Origin of the sequence: Microbacterium sp. CFBP9034 (assembly GCF_034045255.1) — a bacterium.
GTDB lineage: Bacteria > Actinomycetota > Actinomycetes > Actinomycetales > Microbacteriaceae > Microbacterium.
The window spans coordinates 657,786-681,989 of sequence record NZ_JAXCWC010000001.1 but is presented as its reverse complement, the minus strand read 5'-3'; the positions used below and the strand labels follow the sequence as shown (position 1 = coordinate 681,989).

19 protein-coding genes and 1 pseudogene are annotated in these 24,204 nt (G+C 72.2%); 18 read left to right on the top strand and 2 right to left on the bottom strand.

The annotated features are described in order from the left end of the window. Nucleotides 1–64: 64 nt before the first annotated feature. The 18 genes and pseudogenes from SOM19_RS03040 to SOM19_RS02955 all read left to right on the top strand — a co-directional run. A complete protein-coding gene (locus tag SOM19_RS03040; RefSeq protein WP_320485076.1) occupies nt 65–1,177 on the top strand; it encodes a Gfo/Idh/MocA family protein in 1,113 nt (370 codons plus the stop codon). Continuing rightward, complete coding sequence (locus SOM19_RS03035; protein ID WP_320485075.1) at nt 1,174–2,148, top strand: glycoside hydrolase family protein; 975 nt, start codon at nt 1,174–1,176, stop codon at nt 2,146–2,148. The genes SOM19_RS03040 and SOM19_RS03035 overlap by 4 nt, the downstream gene beginning before the upstream one ends. A gap of 213 nt (nt 2,149–2,361) precedes the next feature. Next, nucleotides 2,362–3,654: an ABC transporter substrate-binding protein gene (locus SOM19_RS03030; RefSeq protein WP_320485074.1), complete on the top strand. Its 1,293-nt coding sequence runs from the start codon at nt 2,362–2,364 to the stop codon at nt 3,652–3,654. Nucleotides 3,655–3,729: 75 nt separating this feature from the next. After that, the gene (locus tag SOM19_RS03025; RefSeq protein ID WP_320485073.1) at nt 3,730–4,725 is read left to right on the top strand and encodes a carbohydrate ABC transporter permease; all 996 of its coding nucleotides are present in this window, start codon (nt 3,730–3,732) and stop codon (nt 4,723–4,725) included. Next, nucleotides 4,722–5,645 carry a carbohydrate ABC transporter permease gene (locus tag SOM19_RS03020; RefSeq protein ID WP_320485072.1) on the top strand — a complete coding sequence of 308 codons (924 nt, stop codon included), beginning with the start codon at nt 4,722–4,724 and terminating at the stop codon, nt 5,643–5,645. The genes SOM19_RS03025 and SOM19_RS03020 overlap by 4 nt, the downstream gene beginning before the upstream one ends. Before the next feature lie 4 nt (nt 5,646–5,649). Beyond that, a complete protein-coding gene (locus tag SOM19_RS03015; protein ID WP_320485071.1) occupies nt 5,650–6,309 on the top strand; it encodes a hypothetical protein in 660 nt (219 codons plus the stop codon). Between the two features lie 38 nt (nt 6,310–6,347). Continuing rightward, nucleotides 6,348–8,423: a beta-galactosidase gene (locus tag SOM19_RS03010; protein ID WP_320485070.1), complete on the top strand. Its 2,076-nt coding sequence runs from the start codon at nt 6,348–6,350 to the stop codon at nt 8,421–8,423. Nucleotides 8,424–8,431: 8 nt separating this feature from the next. Further along, nucleotides 8,432–9,952, top strand: coding sequence for an arabinosylfuranosidase ArfA (gene arfA / locus SOM19_RS03005; RefSeq protein ID WP_320485069.1), 1,521 nt, complete (start codon nt 8,432–8,434; stop codon nt 9,950–9,952). Nucleotides 9,953–10,189: 237 nt separating this feature from the next. Then, nucleotides 10,190–11,395: a Gfo/Idh/MocA family protein gene (locus SOM19_RS03000; RefSeq protein WP_320485068.1), complete on the top strand. Its 1,206-nt coding sequence runs from the start codon at nt 10,190–10,192 to the stop codon at nt 11,393–11,395. A 5-nt stretch (nt 11,396–11,400) separates the two neighbouring features. After that, a complete protein-coding gene (locus SOM19_RS02995) occupies nt 11,401–12,603 on the top strand; it encodes a dihydrodipicolinate synthase family protein (RefSeq protein WP_320485067.1) in 1,203 nt (400 codons plus the stop codon). After that, nucleotides 12,600–13,496, top strand: coding sequence for a sugar phosphate isomerase/epimerase family protein (locus SOM19_RS02990; RefSeq protein ID WP_320485066.1), 897 nt, complete (start codon nt 12,600–12,602; stop codon nt 13,494–13,496). The genes SOM19_RS02995 and SOM19_RS02990 overlap by 4 nt, the downstream gene beginning before the upstream one ends. Before the next feature lie 179 nt (nt 13,497–13,675). After that, entirely contained in the window at nt 13,676–14,713 is a 1,038-nt protein-coding gene (locus SOM19_RS02985; RefSeq protein WP_320485065.1) for a LacI family DNA-binding transcriptional regulator, read from the top strand. 208 nt (nt 14,714–14,921) lie between these two features. Continuing rightward, on the top strand, nt 14,922–15,923 hold the full coding sequence (locus SOM19_RS02980; RefSeq protein WP_320485064.1) for a LacI family DNA-binding transcriptional regulator: 1,002 nt from the start codon (nt 14,922–14,924) through the stop codon (nt 15,921–15,923). Nucleotides 15,924–16,012: 89 nt separating this feature from the next. Continuing rightward, entirely contained in the window at nt 16,013–17,362 is a 1,350-nt protein-coding gene (locus SOM19_RS02975; protein WP_320485063.1) for a Gfo/Idh/MocA family protein, read from the top strand. Continuing rightward, nucleotides 17,359–18,300 carry an NAD-dependent epimerase/dehydratase family protein gene (locus tag SOM19_RS02970; RefSeq protein ID WP_320485062.1) on the top strand — a complete coding sequence of 314 codons (942 nt, stop codon included), beginning with the start codon at nt 17,359–17,361 and terminating at the stop codon, nt 18,298–18,300. Before SOM19_RS02975 ends, SOM19_RS02970 begins: the two co-directional genes overlap by 4 nt. After that, complete coding sequence (locus SOM19_RS02965; RefSeq protein WP_320485061.1) at nt 18,297–19,196, top strand: 5-dehydro-4-deoxyglucarate dehydratase; 900 nt, start codon at nt 18,297–18,299, stop codon at nt 19,194–19,196. Before SOM19_RS02970 ends, SOM19_RS02965 begins: the two co-directional genes overlap by 4 nt. After that, entirely contained in the window at nt 19,193–20,269 is a 1,077-nt protein-coding gene (locus SOM19_RS02960; RefSeq protein WP_320485060.1) for a mandelate racemase/muconate lactonizing enzyme family protein, read from the top strand. The genes SOM19_RS02965 and SOM19_RS02960 overlap by 4 nt, the downstream gene beginning before the upstream one ends. A 16-nt stretch (nt 20,270–20,285) precedes the next feature. Beyond that, nucleotides 20,286–21,740 (top strand): annotated as a pseudogene (locus SOM19_RS02955) (aldehyde dehydrogenase (NADP(+))); the annotation flags it as partial. A 32-nt stretch (nt 21,741–21,772) separates the two neighbouring features. On the opposite strand, the gene SOM19_RS02950 reads toward SOM19_RS02955, so the two are convergent. Further along, nucleotides 21,773–22,894 carry a glycerate kinase gene (locus SOM19_RS02950; RefSeq protein ID WP_320485059.1) on the bottom strand — a complete coding sequence of 374 codons (1,122 nt, stop codon included), beginning with the start codon at nt 22,892–22,894 and terminating at the stop codon, nt 21,773–21,775. Nucleotides 22,895–23,182: 288 nt separating this feature from the next. Then, nucleotides 23,183–24,184: a LacI family DNA-binding transcriptional regulator gene (locus SOM19_RS02945; protein WP_320485058.1), complete on the bottom strand. Its 1,002-nt coding sequence runs from the start codon at nt 24,182–24,184 to the stop codon at nt 23,183–23,185. Nucleotides 24,185–24,204 lie beyond the last annotated feature (20 nt).

Genomic DNA, 24,204 nt, shown 5'->3' with positions numbered 1-24,204 from the left:
ACGACGCGACGCCCCTCCGACTCACTCCTGAGCCGACATCCGCTCCCGAGCGCGAGGCGTCCGCGTGAGCGCCACAGCCACCCTGCGCTGCGTCCTCGTCGGCACGGGCGCCGTCGCCAACCTGCACGCCCGTGCCGTCGCCGCGCACCCGCGAGCCGACCTCGTCGCCGTGACCGACCTGTCGCGCGACGCGGCGGACGCCTTCGCGGCGAGATACGGCATCCCCGCCGTGTACGACGATCTCGATGCCCTGCTCGCTGCGGAGCAGCCCGACGTCGTCCTCATCTGCACCCCGCCCGGCGCGCATCGCGCGCAGACACTCGCCGCCTTCGCCGCGGGCGCCCACGTGGTGGTCGAGAAGCCCCCGGCGCCGTCGCTCGTCGAGCTCGACGACATGCGGGCCGCCGCCCGGGACGCCGGCCGGCAGCTCGCCGTCGTCTTCCAGCAGCGCACCGGCACGGCCGCGGCACACGTCCGGCGCCTCCTCGACGCGGGGGCGTTCGGACGGCCGCTGCTCGCGCAGTGCCAGACCCTGTGGTTCCGCGATGCCGCGTACTTCGCCGTACCCTGGCGCGGCCGGTGGGAGACCGAGGGCGGTGGCACGACGCTGGGGCACGGCATCCATCAGCTCGATCTGCTGGCGTTCCTGCTCGGCGACTGGACCCGTGTCGAAGGCCGGCTGTGGCGGCTCGATCGCGAGACCGAGACCGAGGACGTGTCGACGGCGACGGTCGTGTTCGAGGGGGGCGTGGTCGCCCAGGTCGTCTCGAGCACCGTGTCGCCGCGGGAGACGAGCTCCATTCGCATCGACACGCAGAAGGCGACCATCACCGTCGACCACCTGTACGGTCACGGCCATGAGAACTGGGCGATCACCCCGGCGCCCCATGTGAGCGAAGCCGAGGCGGCGACGTGGGCGCTCCCCGACCTCGAGGAGCGCAGCGATCACGCTCCGCTGCTCCGCGATGTATTCGACGCGCTCCTGGACGGCACCCCCCTTCCCCCGACGGCCGACGCCCCGGCGCGCACGCTCGAGCTCGTCGCCGCGATCTACGCCTCGGCGGCGGCGGACGGCGCCGTGATCACCCCCGGCGACCTCGCGGCGCACCCGACCCACCGGCGCGGGTTCGAGAGCCCGGTCGCCGATCTGCGGCCCGCCGCGGACGAGGAACGATGACGGCGGGTCCGTCCGCCATCGATCCCGGCGCGCCAGCCCCGGGAGAGCTTTACCGCGATCCGGTCTACGACGGTGCGACGGATCCGACCGTCGTGCAGGACTCCGACGGCGGCTGGTGGATGTTCTACACGCAGCGACGCGCGACCCATTCCGACCCGGGCCCCGGCGTGGCCTGGGTCCACGGCAGCCGGATCGGCGTCGCGCGGAGCGATGACGGGCTGGCCTGGTCGTACGCCGGCACCCTCGAGCCCGACAGCGATGGGCTGGGCCTTCGCAACGACGGTCCGCCAGCTGTGGTCGACGTCACCCACTGGGCGCCCGAGGTCATCCACGACGGCACGCAGTGGCGGATGTACCTGACCGAGATCGCGGGCATCCCGTCGGAGTGGCCCGGGCACGCGCGGCAGATCGTCGAGTACCGCTCGGACGGTCTGCGCACCTGGAGCCGTCGCCGGCCCCTGGCGCTCGCGAGCGACCGGGTGATCGACGCGGCCGTCGCGCGCGGTCCCGACGGGCGGTGGCGCCTGTGGTGCAAGGACGAAGCGGCGGACTCGGTGACGGCCATGGCGGTCTCGGACGACCTGGAGTCGTGGCGGACGGACGGCGTGGCGATCGGCGGCCGCCCCCACGAGGGCCCGTTCGCCTTCGAGCTCGGCGGCTGGTGGTGGATGCTCACCGACGAGTGGCGCGGCATGGCCGTGCACCGTTCGGCCGACGCCGTCTCGTGGGAGCGGCAGGGTGGGGCGGATGCCGTCATCCTCGGCGAGAGCGGACCTGCGGCGGCCGGCGTGCAGATCGGCCGGCACGGCTCGGTCCTGATGCGCGGCGAGCGGGCACTGCTGTACTACTTCACACACCCGTGGTGGGACGGAAGCGAGCTGGCCGACGCCGACGAGCGCGTCCATCGCCGGAGTGCGGTGCACGTGGCGACGCTGCGCGTCGTGGCCGACCTGCTGATCTGCGAGCGCTGAGAAAGCTCACCCGGCGGCGGCCGGAGGGCGCGGCATCCGTTACTGAATCGTTTAAATTTCTCCGACGGGACCCTTGCGAAACGTTTTTCTCTGAGGTACCGTAGCGGGCAAGCGCTTTCCGCCACCCGGTGATCGGAAGCCGCCCACACCGCACCAACGGACAACGAACGTCTCGGCGGCACTGAGAACGCAGACGTTCAAGAGAGGACAACGATGTTCAGCACCAAGCGGACATTCGCCGGAGTCGCCCTCGCGACCGGCGCCGCCCTGGCCCTGGCAGGATGCGCCGGCGGCGGATCCGAGCCCGGCTCGACCTACGACCCCGACGAGAAGGTCACCCTCGACTTCGCCTTCTGGGGCAACGACGTTCGCGCTGAGCTCTACGACGAGGCCATCGCCGCGTTCAACGAGGAGTATCCGAACATCACGGTCAACTCCACCTTCCTCGGGTTCCCCGAGTTCTGGGAGAAGCGCCAGACCGAGGCGGCCGGCGGCAATCTGCCCGACGTCATGCAGTTCGACTACTCGTACCTGCGCCAGTACTCGCAGAACGGGCTCCTGCTCGACCTCGAGCCCTTCCTCGGCGGCATCATCGAGACCGAGCCGCTGCCGCAGAACATCCTCGACATCGGTGTCGTCGACGACGTCACCACCGGCATCGCCACGTCCACGAACGCGTGGGGTCTGTTCACGAACCCGGTGCTCCTCGAGCAGGCCGGCGTCGAGGACTTCCCGGGCGGTACGTGGGAGGACTACAGCGCGTGGATGGGCGAGGTCACCGAGGCCGCGGGCGGCGAGTTCTGGGGCGGCAGTGACTTCACCGGCCGCATCCAGAACTTCGAGCTCCAGCTGCGGGCCGAGGGCGGCAACCTGTTCAACGAGGACGGCACGCCGGGCTTCGACGAGGCGCGGCTCACCGAGTTCTGGGAGTCCGGCCAGGAGGTCCGCGACGGCATCGGCGTGCCTCAGCAGCGCGTCGAGGAGGTCGTCCCGCTCGGACCCTTCGACACCGCGAACACCGCGAGCGAGCTCACGTGGGACAACTTCGGCTCGGGCTACCTCGGCAACCTCGGTGAGGACTACACCGAGCTGAGCCTCCTCGCCCCGCCGATCACGGAGGAGGGCGCGAAGGACCTCTACCTGAAGCCCTCGATGCTGCACACGATCTCGTCGCAGACCGAGCACCCCGAGGCGGCCGCGACCCTGGTCAACTTCCTGGTGAACTCGCCGGAGTCGGGCGAGATCTTCGGCACCAACCGCGGCCTCCCCGCGTCGGAGACGGCTCTCGCCGCCGCCGAGCTCGACCCGCTCAGCCAGCAGGTCAAGGACCACGAGGAGGCGATCGCCGACCGCCTGGGCGACGCCCCGCCCGTGCCGATCGTCGGCTACGGCACCCTCGAGGAGAAGTTCCGCCAGATCGGCGCCGAGCTGAACTTCGGCACCATGACGGTCGACGAGGCCGTGAGCCAGTTCTTCACCGAGATGGACGTCGTCCTCAACCAGTAGCAGCTCCCGGGGGCCGGGCATCCCGCCCGGCCCCCGGAGCACCACCTTCGAACACCACCACCGGAAGAGGTCGACGTGAGCACCACAGCGACGAGAGTGATCGTGACCGGACGCAAGTCCTCACGCCGGTCCCTGTTCCGAAAGAGCAGCCCGGAGCACCTGGATCGGTCCGGCGCGAAAGCCCGCGCCCGCCGGGAGACCCTCGCCGGGTACGGGTTCCTCATCCCCTGGCTGATCGGGTTCTTCGGACTCACCCTGATCCCGATGGGCTACTCGCTCTACCTGTCGTTCACGCGGTACAACATCTTCACCGCGCCGCAGTGGATCGGGCTCGACAACTACATCCGCATGTTCACGGACGACCCGGCGTTCATGCAGTCCGCGCAGATCACGCTGATCTACGTCCTCGTGGGAACCCCGATCACCCTCGCCGCGGCGCTGGGCGTGGCGATGCTGCTGAACTACCGCGACGCCGGCGCCGGCTTCTTCCGCTCCTCCTTCTACGCCCCGTCGCTCATCGGCGGCTCGGTGTCGGTCGCCATCGTGTGGCGGGCGATGTTCTCCGAGGAGGGCCCGGTCAACGGCATCCTCAGCTCCATCGGCATCGACCTCGGCGGCTGGGTGGGAAACCCGTCGCTGGTGCTGCCGATGATGATCCTGCTGTCGATCTGGCAGTTCGGCGCGACCATGGTGATCTTCCTCGCCGGGCTCAAGCAGATCCCCAAGGAGCTCTACGAGGCCGCCGAGGTCGACGGAGCGGGCGCCTACCGGCGATTCCGTGCCGTCACCATCCCGATGCTGTCGCCCGTCATCTTCTTCAACCTGCTGCTGGGGCTGATCGGCGCCTTCCAGGTCTTCACCTCGGCGTACATCATCTCCAACGGCTCCGGCGGTCCCGCCGGCATGACGAACTTCATCACGCTCTACCTCTACAAGCGAGGCTTCAGCGACGGGCAGATGGGCTACGCCGCCGCCATCGCGTGGGTGCTGCTGATCGTCGTCGCCGTGATCGCCTTCATCCTGTTCCGCACCCAGCGCTCCTGGGTGCACTACTCGGGAGACAACCGATGAGCACCACAAGCTTCGGCGAACCCGCCATCGCCACCCTCGAGAACCAGGTCGACGCCACCCCGCAGCGGCCCCGCCGCAAGGTCAAGCGCAAGACCTGGCAGACCGTCATCTGGCTGGTCGTGCTGCTGGCCATCACCGCGGTGGTGCTGTACCCGCTGGTGTGGCTCTTCCTCTCCACCTTCAAGACCAACGCCGAGTTCGGGCAGAACCCGGGCCTGCTGCCGCAGAACCCCACCCTCGAGAACTACGCCAAGGTCGGCGAAGGGATCGCCGGAGTGCCGATGTGGCGGTTCTTCGCGAACTCGCTGATCATCGCCGTCGGCTCCGTGATCGGCACCGTGCTCTCCTCGGCGCTGGCCGCCTACGCGTTCGCGCGCATCCAGTTCAAGGGCCTCGGCGTGCTGTTCGCCGCGATGATCGGCACGCTGCTGCTGCCGTTCCACGTGCTGATCATCCCGCAGTACATCCTGTTCCAGCGGCTCGACCTGATCGACACGTTCATCCCGCTGCTGCTGCCGAAGTTCCTCGCCACCGAGGCGTTCTTCGTGTTCCTGCTCGTGCAGTTCATCCGCCAGATGCCCCGCGACATGGATGAGGCCGCCCGCATCGACGGCGCCGGGCACTTCCGCATCTTCTGGTCGATCATCCTGCCGCTGATCAAGCCCGCACTCATCACCTGCGCGATCTTCGCGTTCATCTGGGCCTGGAACGACTTCCTCGGGCCGCTGCTCTACCTCACCAGCCCCGAGAACTACCCGCTCCCCATCGCGCTGCGGCTCTACAACGACCAGTCGTCCACGAGCGACTACGGCGCCACGGTCACGGCCTCGTTCATCGCCCTGCTGCCCGTGCTGCTGTTCTTCCTCGTGTTCCAGCGCTTCCTCGTCGACGGCGTGGCGACCCAGGGCTTGAAGGGCTGACGTCATGGCCGCCATCACGAGCAGGCGCGAATACCGCGCCGCACGCCGAGCGGATGCCTCGGGCAGCGGTCCGACCGTCGAGGAGCGCCCGCCGGCCCGATACCCCGGCGCCGCCGGGGCGTTCGCGCTCTTCGGCGAGGTGCTGCTGGTCGGGCTTCTGGTCACCGTCGCCGGGCTCGCGATCATCACGCTCCCCGCTGCCCTGGCGGCCGGCATCCGTCATCTCCGCCGCTATCTCGACGCCGAGGCTTCTCCGGCCCGGCTGTTCTGGCGCGACGCGCGCACGGCGCTCCCGGGCGGGCTCGTCGTCGGACTCGCCGCCGTCGTCGCCGCAGGGGTGCTCGCCCTCGACATCCACCTCGCCAGCTCCGGCGCCCTTCCGGGCGGTCCCGCCGTCGCGGTCGTGGGCTGGGCCGGACTCGTCGTCGGCGCCGTCGTGCTGCTGGCCGCCGCCGGTGCGTGGACACCCGAGACGGGCTGGCGCTCCGCCGTCCGCGGCGTCCCCGCCGCGATCGCCGCCGATCCCCGCGGCGGGCTCTACCTCGCCGCCACCGCCGTCTTCGTCGGGGTCGCCACCTGGACCCTCGCTCCGCTCCTCATCCCCGCGCTCGGCTGCGCCGTCCTCGCCGTCGTGGCCATCCCGACGCGCCGGCGCACCCGCTGACCGCGCTTCCGCGTTCGACCACTCCCAGGAGGGACCCCGTGCTGTACGGCGCCGACTACAACCCCGACCAGTGGCCCGAAGAGGTCTGGGACGACGACGTGCGCCTCATGCGCGAGGCGGGCGTGAACGTCGTCAGTCTGGGGATCTTCGCGTGGTCGCGCATCCAGCCCGCCGAGGGCGTGTGGGACTTCGCGTGGCTCGACACCGTGATCGACAAGCTCCACGCCGGCGGCATCCAGGTGAACCTCGCCACCGCCACCGCCTCGCCTCCGCCGTGGGTGAGCGCGACCTACCCCGAGACCCTGCCCGCCGACCAGAGCGGCGCCTCCTACTGGCCGGGCAGCCGCCAGCACTTCGCCCCGTCCTCGCCGACGTACCGGCGCCTGGCGGGCGAGCTCGTGCGCCGCCTGGCCGAGCGCTATGCCGACCACCCCGCGGTCACGATGTGGCACGTGGGCAACGAGTTCGGGTGCCACCTCTGGATGGACTTCTCCGACGCCGCGCGCGACGCGTACCGCGTGTGGCTGCGCGCCCGGTACGGAACCGTCGGCGCGCTCAACGCCGCGTGGGGCACGAGCTTCTGGTCGCAGACGTACGGCGACTTCGACGAGATCTTCCCGCCGCGCCTGGCGCCCTACAGCCACAACCCGTCGTCGATGCTCGACTGGCGCCGCTTCACGTCCGACATGCTGCTCGAGTGCTACCTCATGGAGCGCGAGATCCTGCTGCAGGCCGGTGCCACGCAGCCGATCACCACGAACTTCATGGGCCCGTTCAAGCCCGCCGACTACGTCAAGTGGGCTCCGTTCATGGACGTCATCGCCGACGACTGCTACCCCGACCCGTCGAACCCGCACCGCATCCGCGACGCGGCGTTCCAGCGCGACCTGGTGCGCTCGCTGAAGCCCGGGGTGCCGTGGATCCTGATGGAGCAGGCGACGGATGCCGTCAACTGGCGCCCGTCCAACCCGGGCAAGCGCCCGGGGGTCCTGGCCGCCGAGACCGCGCAGTCGATCGCCCGCGGCGCCGACGGCATCATGTTCTTCCAGTGGCGGCAGTCCCGCGCGGGCAGCGAGAAGTTCCACTCCGCGATGCTCCCCCACGCCGGCACCGACACCACGACCTGGCGGAGCGTCACCGATCTCGGTGCGCGACTCGCCGCGCTTCCCGCCCTGCCCGCTCCCGGCCGCGACGCCCGCGTCGCGCTGGTCTTCGACTGGGAGAACTGGTGGGCGGTCGAAGAGCGCGACCACCCCGTCGAGATCGACTACCTCGCCCTCGTGCTCGACTGGTACGGCGCGCTCCACTCGCGCGGGCTCATGGTCGACATCGTTCCCCCCGAGAAGGTCGACGACGGCTACGATCTCGTGCTCGCACCGGCGCTCTACCTGCTGCGCGACGAGGGCGCGGCATCCCTCACCCGCTTCGTGGAGCAGGGCGGCACGCTCCTCACCGGCCCGTTCTCCGACATCGTCGACAGCCACGACCAGTTCCGGTCCGGCGGCTTCCTCACGCAGCTCGGACCGGTGCTGGGCGTGCGGTTCGAGAGCTTCGGCGCGCTCGGCGGCGCGACGACCGGCGGCAGCGGCGTGGGCGCGCAGTCGGCGCGGTCCGCCGCCGCGCAGGGCGCTCGCGCCCGATTCCGCCTGGACGGCCCCGAGGCCGAGGGCGCGGGCTCGCTCGTGGCCGAGGTCGTGCACCCGGTCGGAGCCGAGATCGTCGGCACCTTCATCGACGGCCCGGCGAGCGGAGGCGCCGCCCTCACGCGTCACACGTTCGGCGCCGGCGAGGCCTGGTACATCGCCACCGTGCCCGACACCGCCGGCCTCGATGCCGTCGTCGGCGCCGTGGTCGCGGCATCCGGTGTCCGCCCTGTCGTCGCGGACCTCCCTGCCGGAGTCGAGGCGGCCCGCCGAGGAGACCTGGTCACGCTCGTCAACCACGGCGACGCCGAGGTCGAGGTGACGATCGAGGGCACGCATGCCGAGACCGGCGCCCGGCTCGGCCGCACCGCGATCTCTCCCCAGGGCGTGGTGTTCGCGTGGTCCCCCGCCGACCCGGATCGGGCAGACTCGCTCTCGCCCGTCGACGACGCCGTCGCGACGCCCGTGTGAGGAGCACCATGACCGACGCCGCCGCCCAGCTCGACCCCGCCCGCCTGATCGCCGACATCGACCGCCGGCTGTTCGGTGGCTTCGTCGAGCACCTCGGACGCCACATCTACGACGGCATCTTCGAGCCGGGGCATCCGTCCGCCGACGCCGAAGGCTTCCGCACCGACGTCGTCGACCTGGTGAAGGAGCTGGGCGTCACGACCATCCGCTACCCCGGCGGCAACTTCGTGTCGGGCTACCGGTGGGAGGACGGCATCGGGCCGGCCGACCGGCGTCCGCGCCGCCTCGACCTCGCCTGGCACGCCACGGAGACGAACCAGGTCGGCCTGCACGAGTTCCAGGACTGGCTCGACAAGGTCGGCTCCGACCTCATGCTCGCCGTCAACCTCGGCACCCGGCGCACCGAGGAGGCCCTCGACCTGCTCGAGTACGCGAACACGTCCGTGCCGACCGCTCGCACCGCCGAGCGCGCTGCCAACGGACGCCCCCAGCCGTTCGGGGTGAAGATGTGGTGCCTCGGCAACGAGATGGACGGACCCTGGCAGCTCGGCCACCGCAGCGCCGACGATTACGGCCGGCTCGCATCGCGCACCGCCAAGGGCATGCGGCAGCTCGACCCCTCGATCGAGCTCGTCGTCTGCGGGTCGTCGGGCCGCTCGATGCCCACGTTCGGCGCCTGGGAGCGCGAGGTGCTCGAGCACACGTTCGACGACGTCGACTTCATCTCGTGCCACGCCTACTACCAGGAGCGCGAGGGCGACGCCCAGGAGTTCCTGGCCTCGGGCGTCGACATGCGGCTGTTCATCGAGTCGGTCGTCGCGACCGCCGATCACGTCGCCGCGGTCAAGGCGAGCGACAAGCGCATCATGATCTCGTTCGACGAGTGGAACGTCTGGTACATGTCCCGGTGGGAGGAGCAGGCGGTCGCCTACGGCCCGGACGACTGGCCGGTCGCGCCGCGCCAGCTCGAGGACCGGTACCACGCACTCGATGCGGTCGTCTTCGGCGACCTGCTCATCACCCTCTTGCAGCACGCCGACCGCGTCCGGTCGGCGTCGCTCGCGCAGCTTGTGAACGTCATCGCGCCGATCATGACCGAACCGGGGGGCCCTGCTTGGCGGCAGACGACGTTCCACCCCTTCTCGATCACCTCCCGCCTCGCGCAGGGCCGCGCGGTGCGGGTGCCCGTGGACGCGGGCACGTTCGAGAGCACGAGGTTCGGAGCGGTGTCCTCGGTGAACGCCGTGGCGACCGTCGACGACGACGGCGCGAGCCTGTTCGTCGTGAATCGTTCGACGACAGATGCCGCGTCTCTCCGCGTCGACCTCGCTCCGCTGGCCGCCACCCTGGGCCGCGACCTCGCCGTCGTTGAGTCGCACCTGCTGCACGAGGACGACCCCTACGCGGCGAACACGCTCGACGACCCGGAGCGCGTGGGCGTCCGGCCGCTCGAAGGCGCGCGGGTCGAGGCATCCGTCCTCACCGCCGACCTGGCCCCGGTGTCATGGACCGCGATTCGACTCGGCTGAGACGTACGGGGAGCGCGGTCCTCGCCGACGCTGTTCGGGGCGGGGTGCGCGGTTCGGGGCGCGTTCCGCAGCGCCCCGAACGACGCACCCTGCCCCAAAATCCGCGTCTACCAGCCGGCCGACCAGCGAGTACATCCGGAAAGCGCTTGCGCGGCATCCAATCGCGTGGCAGACTATTGGAAAGCGTTTACCCGCACGCCGGGCCGACCCGAGAAGCTCTCAAGGAAAGCAGCACCCATGACTGACACGACACTCGCCCCGGCCAGCGCCGAGGCGCCCTCCGCCCGCCCCGCCGTGCGCGAGATCGGCATCATCATGAACGGCGTCTCGGGTCGCATGGGCTACCGCCAGCACCTGGTGCGCTCCATCCTCGCGATCCGCGACCAGGGCGGCATCGAGCTCGCCGACGGCACGCGCGTGACGGTGAAGCCCCTGCTCGTCGGGCGCAGCGAGGCCAAGCTCGCCGACCTCGCCGCCACGCACGGGATCGAGGACTACACGACCGACCTCGACGCCGCGCTCGCCGACCCCCGCTGGGAGATCTACGCCGACTTCCTCGTTACCAAGGCCCGCGCATCCGCGCTCCGCAAGGCCATCGCCGCGGGCAAGACGATCTACACCGAGAAGCCCACGGCGGAGACCGTCGACGAGGCGCTCGAACTCGCGAAGCTCGCGCAGGCCGCTGGAGTCAAGACGGGTGTCGTCCACGACAAGCTCTACCTCCCCGGCCTGCAGAAGCTCAAGCGCCTGATCGACTCCGGCTTCTTCGGACGCATCCTGTCGGTGCGCGGCGAGTTCGGCTACTGGGTCTTCGAGGGGGACTGGCAGCCGGCGCAGCGCCCGAGCTGGAACTACCGGGCCGAGGACGGCGGCGGCATCATCGTCGACATGTTCCCGCACTGGAACTACGTGCTCGAGAACCTGTTCGGCGAGGTCAAGTCGGTCTACGCCCAGGCGTCGATCCACATCGCCGACCGCTGGGACGAGGACGGCGAGCACTACACCGCGACCGCCGAGGACGCGGCGTACGGCATCTTCGAGCTCGACGGCGACATCGTCGCGCAGATCAACTCCTCCTGGACCGTCCGGGTCAACCGCGACGAGCTCGTGGAGTTCCACGTCGACGGCACGCACGGCTCAGCCGTGGTCGGCCTGTTCGGCGCCAAGATCCAGCACCGCAACGCCACGCCGAAGCCGGTGTGGAACCCCGACCTCGCCGACGACCACGACTACGACGCCGACTGGGCCGACGTGCCCACCAACGACGTGTTCCAGAACGGCTTCCGCCAGCAGTGGGAGGAGTTCCTCGAGTCCTACGTGCTGGGCACGGAGTACGAGTTCGACCTGCTCTCGGGCGCTCGCGGCGTGCTCCTCGCCGAAGCCGGCCTGCAGTCGAGCCGCGAAGGCCGCAAGGTCGAGCTGCCCACGCTCTCGCTGGACTGATCCGGATGCCGCGCCTCACGCTCCTCGATCCGTCCGGCGTCGTGTCGGCGGCCGAGCTCAACGACTCCCCCGGCTTCGCCAAGCCGGAGGGCCCGCTGCGCAGCCGCGTCGCCTACGCCGCCGCCCACGTGGTGCCGAAGACCTGGGCCGACAACACCCCGGGGCAGCCGGCCGACGTCGACTGGGACGCCACCCTCGACTTCCGGCGCTCGGTCTACTCGTGGGGGCTCGGTGTCGCCGACGCCATGGACACCGCGCAGCGCAACATGGGCCTCGACGCCGCGGCGACGCGTGAGCTGATCGCGCGCTCCGCCGAGGTCGCCCGCGAGGAGGGCGGCTCCGTCGTCGTCGGCGTCAACACCGACCACGTCGAGGAGGCGTCGATCTCGGTCGACGAGGTCATCGACGCCTACAAGGAGCAGCTGCACTTCACCGAGGAGCAGGGCGCCGGTCCGGTGCTCATGGCGTCCCGTCATCTCGCCCGGGCCGCGGCATCCGCCGACGATTACCGGCGGGTGTATCGCGAGGTGCTGTCGTCCGCGACGGGGCCGGTCGTGCTGCACTGGCTCGGCACCGCGTTCGATCCTTCGCTCGAGGGCTACTTCGGCTCGGCCGACTGGCGCGAGGCGTCGGGCGTGCTGCTCGAGGTCATCGCCGAGAACGTCGACAAGGTCGCGGGCGTCAAGATGAGCCTGCTCGATGCCGCCTCGGAGGTTTCGGTGCGCGAGCGCCTGCCCGAGGGGGTGCGCATGTTCACCGGCGACGACTTCGCCTACGTCGGGCTCATCGGCGGGGAGGACGTGCCCGCGGCGACGCAGCCGCAGCGCGATCCGGCGAGCGCGCGCCAACACTCCGACGCACTGCTCGGCGCCTTCGCCGCGATCACCCCGGTGGCCTCGGCCGCGATCCAGGCGCTCGACGCCGGCGACCCGGCCCGGTACCTCGAGATCCTCGGGCCGACCGAGGAGCTCAGCCGCCAGGTCTTCGCCGCGCCGACGTTCTACTACAAGACCGGCGTCGCGTTCCTGTCGTGGCTGAACGGACACCAGTCCGCGTTCCAGATGGTGGGCGGCCTGCACTCCGCGCGCAGCCTCCCGCATCTGTCGCGCATCGTCGAGCTCGCCAACGCGTCCCTCGCGCTCGAGCAGCCCGACCTCGCCGCCGAGCGGTGGCACGGGATGCTGCGCCTGAACGGAGTCGACGCATGACCACCCAGCTCGGGGCCGACGTCGACCCCCGCCTGTCCATCAACCAGGCGACCATCAAGCACGCCGACCTGGCGACCGCACTGCGCGTGACCGCCGAGGCGGGCGTGCAGGCGATCGGCCTGTGGCGCGAGCCGGTGCAGGAGGTCGGCCTCGCGACCGCCGCCGCGATGCTCGCCGACTCGGGCCTGCGCTTCACGACGCACTGCCGCGCCGGCTTCTTCACGATGCCGGAGGGTCCGGCCCGGCGCGCGTCGATCGACGACAACCGCGTCGCGATCGTCGAGGCCGCGACGCTCGCCGCCGCGGCCGCGCCCGGTTCGACGGCGATCCTCGTGCTGGTCGCGGGCGGGCTGCCCGAGGGCTCGCGCGACCTGGTGGGCGCGCGCGAGCGCGTGCGCGACGCGATCGGCGAGCTTGCTCCGGATGCCGCGGCCGCCGGCGTGACGCTCGCGATCGAGCCGCTGCATCCGATGTACGCCTCCGACCGCTGCGTCGTCTCGACACTGGGCCAGGCGCTCGACATCGCGGCCGATTTCGACCCGGCCGTGGTCGGTGCCACGGTCGACACGTTCCACATCTGGTGGGATCCCGACGTGCTGGACCAGATCGAGCGCGCCGGACGCGAAGGCCGCATCGCGACGTACCAGGTGTGCGACTGGAAGACGCCGCTGCCCGCCGATGTACTGCTGAGCCGCCACTACCCGGGCGACGGCGTGATCGACTTCTCGTCGCTCACCCGCGCTGTGGAGGCGACCGGCTACGACCGCGACATCGAGGTCGAGATCTTCAACGAGGAGATCTGGGCGACCGATCCCCTCGTGGCGGTGCAGCGCACGGCCGCGGGGTTCGCGGCATCCGTCTCGCCCCACCTCCGCGCTGCCGTCTCCGGCTGACCCGGACGGAGCCGCCCGATGGATGACGGACCGCCGGCCGCACCGGACGGGGATCGGATGCCTCGTCCCGATGCCCGCATCTCCCTCGCGCCGCAACCGGACAACGCCGGGCGGAACGCGGCCGAGGAAACGCTTGCTCCACCGACCGGCCGCACGGCCCAGGGCTTAGACTCGCGCTTGTGAGCGAGACGCACGCGCCGACCCGAGGCGCAGCAACACTGCACGACGTCGCGCGCGAGGCAGGCGTGTCACTGGCGACCGCATCCCGCGTGCTCAACGGATCGACGCGCAAGGTGGCCGAGAGCTACCGCGAGCGCGTCGAGACCGCAGCCGAGAAGCTCGGCTACACCGCCAACCTGTCGGCGCAGGCCACTGCCCGCGGCACCTCCGCGATCGTCGCCCTGCTCGTCGCCGACATCGCCGACCCGTACTTCGGCCAGCTCGCATCCGGGGTGGCCCGCGGCGCCGACGAGGCCGGCCTCGTCGTGACGATCGCGATCACCGAGCGCGATCCGCAGCGCGAAGTGCGACTCGTGCGGGCGCTGCGAGGTCAGCGGCCCCGCGGACTGATCCTCGCGGCATCCCGCACCGACGGCCCCGACGCGGTCGGGCTCCAGGCCGAGCTCGACGCCTTCGCGGGCATGGGCGGTCGCGTCGTCGTGCTCGGGCAGGGCGGCGACGGCGCGCGGTCGGTGGGCCTCGACAACCGCGGCGGCGCGAAGTCGCTCGGCGCCGAGCTCGCAGGCCTCGGATACCGCGACGCCGTCATCGTGGCCGCGGCCGAAGGCATCCGCACGTCGGACGACCGCATCGCCGGGTTCACCGAGGGCTTCACGGCGGGCGGGGGCACGATCGACGCCGTGCGGCGCGGCGGCTTCACGCGGGACGCCGGCTACACCACCGCTCAGGAGCTGCTCGAGGCGGGGCTCCCCGCCGGGACCCTGGTGTTCGGCGTCAGCGACGTCGTGGCGATCGGCATCATGTCAGCGGTGCGGGACGCGGGGCGCCAAGTCGGCACCGACATCGCGGTCGCCGGCTTCGACGACATCGCGACGGGCCGCGACATCCGCCCCGGCCTGACCACGGTGCGCGTGCCGCTCGAGGATCTCGGCTACCGGGCGCTGCACGCCGCCGTCGAGGCCGACTGGGATCCGGAGGCCGACCCGCCGCTCCCGCTCGAGGTCATCGTGCGCGGAAGCACCCCTCCGCGCTCCTGACGCGTCACCCGGCCCTCTCCGCCCTCCGCACACCGCGCCGCGCCCTGACTCGCCAAGACACGCCGGACTCCCGGCCCGACCATCGGCGTGTCTTGGCGACTCGCGGCCTGAACAAGGCACGCCGGGGCAGGCGACGCCGCACCGGCCCGGGTCGGGAAACGTTTCCTCTCCACTAGGCTGACGGCGTCGTCACCGAAGGGAGAAGCGGATGCCGCGACCGCCAAAGGGCGTCACCATCGCTGATGTCGCGGCCCAGGCCGGGGTGTCGCTCTCCACGGTCTCGCGGGCGCTGAACGGCAACCCGACCGTCGACCCCGCACTGGCGGAGCGCGTGCGGGAAGCGGCGGCATCCCTCGACTACCGCGCGAGCCCGCTCGCGCGCAGCCTCGTGCTCGGACGCACGCAGACGATCTCGGTCGTCGTGCCGGACCTCGGCAACCCGACGTTCCAGGAGGTGCTGCGCGGCCTCAGCCGGGCGGCCGCCGCCGACCAGTACCACGTGCTCATCGCCGACTCGGCGGAGTCCGTCGACGAGGAGCGCCTGCTCGCGGTCGAGACGCGACGGCGCACGGACGGCATCATCCTGTGCGCCCCGCGGCTTCCGCAGGACGAGCTCGAGCGGCTCGCGGCCGGCATCGGGCCCATCGTGCTCATCAATCGCTCGGCGGGCGACGGCGTCCCGACCGTGCGCGCCGACTACGGGGCCGCCCTCGGCGACGAGCTCACGCACCTCTACGGCCTCGGCCATCGGCGCATCGTCTTCCTCGCGGGCATCGCGCGCAGTGTCGCCAATGCGGCCCGCCTCGAGGCGATCGCCGACTTCCGCGCCTCGCACGACGACGTCGAGATCACCGAGCTGCCGGGCGGAGTCGACTTCGACGCCGGCGCCGCGGCCGCGCCCGCAGTGCTCGCCTCCGGTGCCACGGCCGTGCTCGCCTTCAACGATCTGGTCGCGATGGGGCTGCAGAGCGCGGTGCAGGCGAGCGGATGCCGCGTCCCGGCCGACCTCTCGATCGTGGGCTTCGACGACATCCCGTTCGCGCGCCATACGACCCCGCCGCTGACGACCGCCGCGGTCCCGGCGGCCGAACTCGGCGCCCGCGCCTGGGCGCAGCTGCGACTGCTCCTGGACGGGGAAGAGCCAGGACCCCCGCTGTCGCTGCGCCCTCAGCTCACGGTCCGCGGAAGCACCGGCCCCGTCCCTCGCTGAATCGGCCGGCCCACCACTCAACTCCACACGGCGAGCGCTTTCCCAAACATCGCGTGGTACCCTGAGAAAACGTTTCCTGAAGGAGTGAGATGAGCCACCGCCGGTACGCCGTCGTCGGAGCGGGCCACCGTTCGCAGATGTACGTGGATGCGATCACGGGACCGTACGCCGACGACGCCCTTCTGGTCGCGATCTGCGAGCCCAACCCCGTCCGCGCGCAGTACTACGTCGACCGCGTCGTCACCGCCGGCAAGCCCGCGCCCGTGGTCTACGGGCCCGACGACCTCGAGCGGATGATCCGCGACGAGAAGGTCGACCGCATCGTCGTCGCCGCACGCGACGACCTGCACGCCGAGCTGATCGTGCGGTCGCTCGATGCCGGTGCCGATGTCGTCGTGGAGAAGCCGCTGACGATCGACGGCCCGTCGGCCGCGGCGATCGAGGATGCGATCGACCGCACCGGCCGCGAGGTCGTGATCACCTTCAACTACCGCTACTCCCCGCGAAACAGCGCCCTGCGCCAGGTCATCCAGGACGGCACGATCGGCGAGGTGACCTCGGTCGACTTCTCATGGGTGCTCGACACGAAGCACGGCGCGGACTACTTCCGCCGCTGGCACCGCGAGAAGGAGCACTCCGGCGGCCTGCTGGTGCACAAGGCCAGCCACCACTTCGACCTCGTCAACTGGTGGATCCGCTCCAGCCCGAGGCGCGTGTTCGCGTCGGGCGGCCTGCGCTTCTACGGCGACGAGAACGCGGCGGCCCGCGGCATCCGCAACCGTCCCGCCCGGGGCACGCACGACGGCGCCGATGCCTTCGAGCTCGACCTGCGCGAAGACGAGCGGCTCGCGGCCCTCTACCTCGAGGCGGAGCAGCACGACGGCTACCAGCGCGATCGCGACGTCTTCAGCGCGGGCATCACCATCGAGGACAACCTCGCGCTCGTGGTCGACTACGCCTCGGGTGCCACGCTGAGCTACTCACTCAACGCCCACTCGCCGTGGGAGGGCTATCGCGTCGCGGTCAACGGCACGCTGGGCCGTGCCGAGCTCGAGGTGGTCGAGCGCGGCGCCGTGCTCGCCGACGAGGGCCTGCATCCGGTGCTGGATCCGAGCGCCGTGCACGCCGGAGCGTCGGGCTCGCTGCGTCCGGAGGGCGAGCGCCTGATCGTGCAACGTCACTGGGAAGCGGCTTACGAGGTTCCGATCGTGAACGGCGACGGCGGTCACGGCGGGGGCGACGCGCTCCTGCTGTCCGACGTGTTCGAGGGCCCCGGCGACGACCCGCTCGCGCGGCCCGCGGACTGGCGCGACGGTGTCCGCTCGATCGCGGTGGGCATCGCCGGCAACCGGTCGCTCGAGACCGGACTGCCCGTCGACGTCGCCGAGCTCGGCATCCGATTCCTGCAGGGCGACGCGGCCGCCGCGGCCCGGCCATGAGCCGCATCGTCGTCACCGGCGGCGCCGGCCGCCTCGGTCGCAGCCTCGTCGCGGGGCTCGCCGCCGCCGGGCACGAGCTCGTTTCGCTCGACCGTGACCTCAGCGACGCCGTGGAGCTCGCAGGCGTCGAGCAGCTCGCTGTGGATCTGACGGATCCGGATGCCGCGGCCCCCGCGATCGCCACCGCCCGAGCCGACGCGCTCGTGCACCTCGCCGCGATCGCCGTGCCCTTCAGCGCCCCCGAGGACGTCATCCTCCGCACCAATGCGGGGCTCGCGCTCAACGTGCTCTCGGCGGGCGTGGCGGCCGGCATCCCGAAGATCGTGACGGCATCGAGCCCGACGGTCCTGGGCTACGGGGCACCCGCCGGATGGCTGCCCGATCGCTTCCCCCTCGACGAGGAGACGACTCCGAAGCCGTGGCACGCCTACGGGCTGTCGAAGCTGCTCGCCGAGCAGACGATCTCGATGCTCGCCCGCCAGACCGGTGACGCCACGCGATTCGCCGCCTTCCGCCCCTGCTACGTCATCGCTCCCGAGGAGTGGTCGGGCGCCCCGACGCAGCAGGGGCACACTGTGCGCGAGCGCCTCGACGATCCGGCCCTCGCGGCACCGGCGCTGTTCAACTACGTCGACGCCCGGGATGTCGCGTCCTTCGTCGACGCCCTGCTCGGGGCGCTGCCCGAGATCCCGAACGCCGAGGTCTTCTTCGTCGGCGCCGACGACGCCCTCGCCCGGGAACCCCTCGCCGAGCTGCTCCCCCGCTTCGTGCCCGGAGCCGACGAGCTCGCCGCCGTGCTGACCGGCACCGCGCCCGCGTTCTCCAACGCCAAGGCGCGACGAGTCCTCGGCTGGCGGCCCGCGCATCACTGGCGCGATGAGCTGGCCGAAGGCGCCTCCGACTCTCCCCTCGACCCGCGAAAGGACGTGCTCGCGTGAACTTCGACGGCATCCTCTTCTTCCCCGTCACCCCGTTCGACGCCCATGGCCGCATCGACGACGACCTGCTGCGCCGGCACGTGTCCACGACGCTCGACCACACCCCAGGGGGCGTCTTCCCCGCGTGCGGCACGGGCGAGTTCCACGCGCTGTCCGAGGCCGAGGCGGCGCACGTCGTGCGCCTCGCGACCGAGACCGTCGCCGGACGCGTGCCGGTGGTCGCGGGCACCGGCGGTCCGCTCGGGCACGCGACCGCGCTCGCGCGGGCGGCGGCGGATGCCGGAGCCGACGCGCTTCTCGTGCTGCCGCCGTACCTCGTGGGCGGACCGCAGGCCGGGCTCGTCGCGTACGTCGAGGCGGTGGCCGCGGCATCCGATCTGCCCGTCGTCGTCTACCACCGCGGAACCGCGCAGTACTCGGTCGACTCGGTGCGGCGCCTCGCCGGCAACCCCCAGGTCGTGGGCTTCAAGGACGGCGTCGGCGACGTCGGCCTGGCGCAGCAGATCGTGCGCGCCGTCGCCGAGACAGGCCGCGATGACTTCGCGTTCTTCAACGGCCTGCTGACGGCGGAGCTCACCCAGGGCGCGTACCGGGGCATCGGCATCCCGCTCTACTCGTCGGCCGCGTTCGCCATGATCCCCGAGGTCGCGAACGCGTACTACCGCGCGTACATCGACGGCGACGAGGTGCGCCGCGCCGCCCTCCTCGACGGCTTCTACTCGCCGCTGGTGCGGCTGCGCGACGAGACGCCCGGCTTCGGGGTCTCGCTCATCAAGGCCGGTCTGCGACTGGGCGGGCTGCCGGTGGGCGGCGTGCGGGCGCCGCTGGTCGACCCGACGCCCGCGCAGGAGCAGCGGCTCGCCGAGATCCTCGAGGCAGGACGCGCGCTGCTGTGACCACGATCGCCTCGCTCGACGCCCGGCTCGTGCGCGTGCCGCTCACCCGCCCGTGGGCGGCAGACGTCACGTCGGTCGGCGTGATCGCGACGCATGTGGTGCGCGCGGACGGCGCGGAGGGCTGGGGCTTCTCGTGGACGCCGCAGATCGGAGCCGAGGCCGTGCTCGCCCTGCTCCAGCACGACATCGCGCCCGCCGCGATCGGGCGCGACGCCGACGCAGCGACGACGTGGCAGCCGCTGTGGCAGCACCTGCACGAGGCCGGGGGCGGCGGGATCACCACGATCGCGCTCGCGGGGCTCGATCTGGCGCTGTGGGATGCCGCGGCCCGCGCTCGCGACCTGCCCGTGTCGGAGCTCATCGGGCGGCGACGCGCGTCGGTGCGGGCCTACGGCAGCGGGGTGAACCTGCACTATCCGATCGAGGACCTCGTCGCCCAGGTGGAGCGCTGGGCCGCCGCGGGCTTCGGCGCCGTGAAGATCAAGGTGGGCAAGCCCGACGTCCGCGAGGACGCCGAGCGCCTCGCCGCCGTCCGCGACGTGCTCGGGCCCGACCGTGCGCTCATGATCGATGCGAACCAGCGGTGGGACCTCGACCGGGCGACCGCGGCCATGGAGGTGCTCGAGGCGTTCGGTCCGGCCTGGATCGAGGAACCCCTGCGCGCGGACGACCTCACCGGCCACACCGAGCTCGCCCGCCGCATCGCGACGCCGATCGCGGTCGGCGAGAACCTCCACACCGCGTATCGCTTCGCCGAGTTCCTGCGCGCCGGCGCCGCGCACATCGTGCAGCCCAACATCGTGCGGGTCGGCGGCATCACGCCGTTCCTGCGCATCGCCGAGGTCGCCGCGGAGCACGGGGCCACGCTCCACCCGCACCTGCTGCCCGAGCTCTCGGGCCAGCTGGCCCTGACCCTCCCCGTCGCTCCGGGCGCCGCCGCCCCGATGGCGGAGGATGTCGAGGACGCCGGCTTCGGCGCACTCGGCGCCCTGGCCGACCCGTCGCCCGTCACCATCGCCGACGGCACCCTGACCGAAGCGCCGCACGTCGGCCTCGGCATCCGCTTCTCATGACCGCCGACGAACCTCCGGAGATCTCATGACCACCACGAACGCCGAACTCGATGACCTCGCCCGCGCTGCGGCGGCGGCCGCCCCGGTCTGGCGCGTCTCGTCGGCCGCGGAGCGCGCCGCGTGGCTGCGCGCCGCCGCCGACGCCCTCGATGCGCACAGCGATGAGCTCGTCGCCATCGCCGACGAGGAGACCCGACTCGGTGAGACGCGGCTGCGCGGCGAGGTGGGCCGCACCACCGGACAGCTGCGGCTGTTCGCGTCGGTGGTCGAGGAGGGCTCGTACCTCGAGCTCACCGTCGACGACGCCGACCCCTCGGCCACCCCGCCGCGACCCGAACTGCGCCGCACGCTCACCGGCGTCGGACCTGTCGCGGTGTTCTCCGCCTCGAACTTCCCGTTCGCCTTCTCCGTCGCCGGGGGCGACACCGCCTCCGCCCTCGCCGCGGGCAACCCCGTCATCGTCAAGGCGCACTCCGGCCACCCGCGCCTGTCGGAGCGCACCGCCGCGATCGTCGCCGAGGCGCTCGTCTCAGCCGGCGCACCGGCGGGCTCACTCGCGCTGGTCGAGGGCCGTCAGGCCGGCAACTCCCTGGTGCAGCACCCCGTCGTGCAGGCCGCCGGATTCACCGGCTCGATCGGCGGCGGCCGTGCGCTGTTCGACCTCGCAGCGGGACGCCCCGACCCCATCCCGTTCTACGGCGAGCTCGGATCGGTCAACCCGGTCGTCGTCACCCCGGCGGCCGTCGCAGCCCGGGGCGAGGCCCTCGCGCAGGGACTCGTGGGGTCGTTCACCCTCGGCGTCGGGCAGTTCTGCACCAAGCCCGGCGTCGTGTTCGTGCCGGCCGGCGCCGGCTTCGAAGACCTCGTCGCCGGCTTCGCCACCGGTGTCGCCGGCGGGCCGCTGCTCACCGACCGCATCACCGACGCCTTCCCGCAGGGCATCGCACACCTCGAAGCCGATCCGTCGGTGTCGGTCGTGGCACAGGGCCTCGCCGGCGCCGAGGGCTCGGCGCAGCCGGTCGTGCTGTCGACGGATGCCGCAGCCGTCGCCGCCCGCCCCGAAGCGCTCCTCGAGGAGTGCTTCGGGCCCGTGACACTCCTCGTGCGGTACGCGTCGGAGGACGAGCTCCTGGCCGCACTCGACGCCGTGCCGGGCTCGCTGACGGCGACGCTGCACAGCGAGGCCGGAGACGACGTCGCCGCAGTGGTCGAGATTCTGCAGCGCAAGGCCGGACGAGTGCTCTTCGCGGGCTGGCCGACCGGGGTCGCGGTCACCTGGTCGCAGCACCACGGCGGGCCCTGGCCGGCCACGACGTCGCTGCACACCTCGGTGGGCGCCACGGCGATCCGGAGGTTTCTCCGGCCCCTGGTGTTCCAGGACGCCCCGCAGCACCTGCTGCCGTCGCAGCTGCGGGACGACGAGCTCGCGACTCTGCCCCACCGCCGCAACGGCGTGCTGCGCGTTCCCTGACCCGGCCGCGCAGGGCGTGCGCGCGGCACGGTTCAGCCGAGAGCGCGCGCGAGCGTCGCCCCGGCTTCGGCGAGCCAGCGGGCGGGCTCGCCCATCGCCGCCGCGCCGGAGCCCGCGAGCTCCGTGAGCGATGCCGTCGCGGCGAACCCGCTGACATCGGCGTCGCCGGTGATGCGGCCCGCCACGAGTGCCACGCCGACTCCGGCCGATGCGGCCACCGCACCGACGTGCGCGGGCACCTTGCCCGCCGCCGACTGGCCGTCGTAGGAGCCTTCGCCGGTGACGACGACGGATGCCTCCGCCACCGCGGCGCCCAGTCCTACGAGCTCGGCGACGGCCGCCGACCCGGGCACGAGGGTGGCTCCCCATGCGAGCAGCCCGAACCCGGTGCCCCCCGCCGCGCCGGCACCGGGTACGTCGGGGTCGGCGGGCAGCAGGGCGGCGAGGCGCGACAGCCCGCCGTCGAGGGCGAGCACGTCCCCGGGCGCGGCGCCCTTCTGCGGCCCGAAGACCGCGGCCGCGCCCCAGGCACCGAGGAGCGGATTGGTCACGTCGCTGAGCACCGTCACTCCGCGGGGCGGAAGCGGCGGTAGGCCGGAGAGGTCTGCCGCGGCCACGACGGTGACGCCCCGGCCGCCGTGCGCGATCGGGTGGCCCGCGGCATCCGTGAATCGCGCGCCCAGGGCCGTCAGCATGCCGGTGCCGCCGTCGGTGGAGGCGCTCGACCCGATGCCGAGGACGAGCCGCGAGACCCCGTGCGCGAGCGCAGCCGCGATGGCCTCGCCGAACCCGCGGGTGCCGGCGTCGAGCGGACGCAGCCGCGGCGGAGTCCCGAGCAGCTCGATGCCGCTCGTGCTCGCGAGCTCGACGACGCCGATCCCGCCGGGGTCCGTCGCGGTGGGTGGCAGGAGGAGCCAGGATGCCTCGACCGGCGTCCCTGCGGGCCCCGTGACCGTGATCGGCATGCGTCGCGCGCCGGGCAGGGCGGTCGCGAACGCGTCGAGGGTGCCCTCGCCGCCGTCCGCCATCGGGAGCAGGCGCACGATGTCGTGCGGTCGAACGCGATGCCACCCGTCGCCGAGCGCCGCGGCCGCGTGCGCTGCGCCGATCGTGCCCTTGAAGGAGTCCGGAGCGATCACGACGGTGTGGACCATGGCGTCATTCTCCTCTGCCGCGGGCTCGGCGTTGCGGAAAGCGTTCTCCGATTCAGTCGATGATACCGACGCGCCGCGATCTGGGCTCGTGTCAGGTCGCGGCATCCGCACAGAAACAACGATCCGGCCGGGAAACGGTGCGCCGCCGCGTTTCCCAGGCGGTACGCCCTGTCGCAGCACAACAAGAACCGCGGCATCCGCTCAGAAACGACAATCCGGCCGGGAAACGGTGCGCCGCCGCCTTTCCCAGGCGGTACGCCGTGTCTCAGCAGGACGAGAGCCCCGGCGTCACGCCGGGGGGCGGGCCGTGCTCTCGCGCACCACGAGCGCGGTCGGCACGATCTCGAACCCGGCCTCGCCGTCCTCGATCCCCGCGACGAGCGCGGCGACCGCGAGCTCGCCGAGGCGATCGAAGTCCTGGCGCACGGTCGTGAGCGGAGGGCGGTAGTCAGCGGCATCGGCGATGTCGTCGAACCCGACGATGCTGATGTCGTCGGGCACCCGGCGTCCGGCCTCCTCGAAGGCCCGGATCGCCCCGAGTGCCGTCTGGTCGTTCGCCGCGAAGACGGCGGTCACCTCGGGGTCGGCGGCGAGCCCGGCGCCGACCGCGTATCCGGATGCCGCGGTCCAATCCCCTCGCGCGATCGGAGGCGGCTCGACCCGCGCGGCGGCGAGCGCCTCTCGCCAGCCGCGTTCGCGCTCGGCGGCCGCGAACGACCCTGCCGGGCCCGCCAGGTGGTGCACCGTCCGATGCCCGAGGCCGAGAAGGTGCGCGGTCGCCGTCCGCGCCCCGGCGGCGTGGTCGGACTGCACGATGCCCGCGCGACCACGGGCATCGCGGTCGGGCGGAGCATCCACGACCACGAGTCGGAGACCAGCGGGGGCCGGGGTCTCGCCGGCGGCCGCGGTGGCCTCGTTGAGCACGACGACCCCGTCGACGCCCTGCTCGCTCAGGCGCTCGAAAGCGGCGGACACCTCGGCGACGGCGCCGAGCGTCACCACGGTGAGGGCGTACCCGCGGGAGGCCGCGGCATCCGCCACCGCCTGCAGCATGCGGGAGTTGCCCACCGTGGCGAGCGTCGAGACCAGGAGCCCGATCGTCTGGGTGCGACCGGTGCGGAGCGCCCGAGCCGCGCGGTGCGGGCGATACCCCAGCTGGGCCATGGCGGCCTCGACCCGGGCGCGGGTGTCGGGGTCGACGCGAGGACTTGCGTTGACGACGCGGGAAACGGTCTGCCCGGAGACGTGCGCGACCGCGGCGACGTCGGCCATCGACACTCGTCGCTCCATGAATCCCTCTCGTTCACCTG

Coding starts and splice junctions, on each gene's coding strand:
- SOM19_RS03035 (WP_320485075.1), top strand. CDS start 1,174: ATGACGGCGGGTCCGTCCGCCATCGATCCCGGCGCGCCAGCCCCGGGA.
- SOM19_RS03030 (WP_320485074.1), top strand. CDS start 2,362: ATGTTCAGCACCAAGCGGACATTCGCCGGAGTCGCCCTCGCGACCGGC.
- SOM19_RS03020 (WP_320485072.1), top strand. CDS start 4,722: ATGAGCACCACAAGCTTCGGCGAACCCGCCATCGCCACCCTCGAGAAC.
- SOM19_RS03015 (WP_320485071.1), top strand. CDS start 5,650: ATGGCCGCCATCACGAGCAGGCGCGAATACCGCGCCGCACGCCGAGCG.
- arfA (WP_320485069.1), top strand. CDS start 8,432: ATGACCGACGCCGCCGCCCAGCTCGACCCCGCCCGCCTGATCGCCGAC.
- SOM19_RS03000 (WP_320485068.1), top strand. CDS start 10,190: ATGACTGACACGACACTCGCCCCGGCCAGCGCCGAGGCGCCCTCCGCC.
- SOM19_RS02995 (WP_320485067.1), top strand. CDS start 11,401: ATGCCGCGCCTCACGCTCCTCGATCCGTCCGGCGTCGTGTCGGCGGCC.
- SOM19_RS02990 (WP_320485066.1), top strand. CDS start 12,600: ATGACCACCCAGCTCGGGGCCGACGTCGACCCCCGCCTGTCCATCAAC.
- SOM19_RS02980 (WP_320485064.1), top strand. CDS start 14,922: ATGCCGCGACCGCCAAAGGGCGTCACCATCGCTGATGTCGCGGCCCAG.
- SOM19_RS02975 (WP_320485063.1), top strand. CDS start 16,013: ATGAGCCACCGCCGGTACGCCGTCGTCGGAGCGGGCCACCGTTCGCAG.
- SOM19_RS02970 (WP_320485062.1), top strand. CDS start 17,359: ATGAGCCGCATCGTCGTCACCGGCGGCGCCGGCCGCCTCGGTCGCAGC.
- SOM19_RS02950 (WP_320485059.1), bottom strand. CDS start 22,894: ATGGTCCACACCGTCGTGATCGCTCCGGACTCCTTCAAGGGCACGATC.
- SOM19_RS02945 (WP_320485058.1), bottom strand. CDS start 24,184: ATGGAGCGACGAGTGTCGATGGCCGACGTCGCCGCGGTCGCGCACGTC.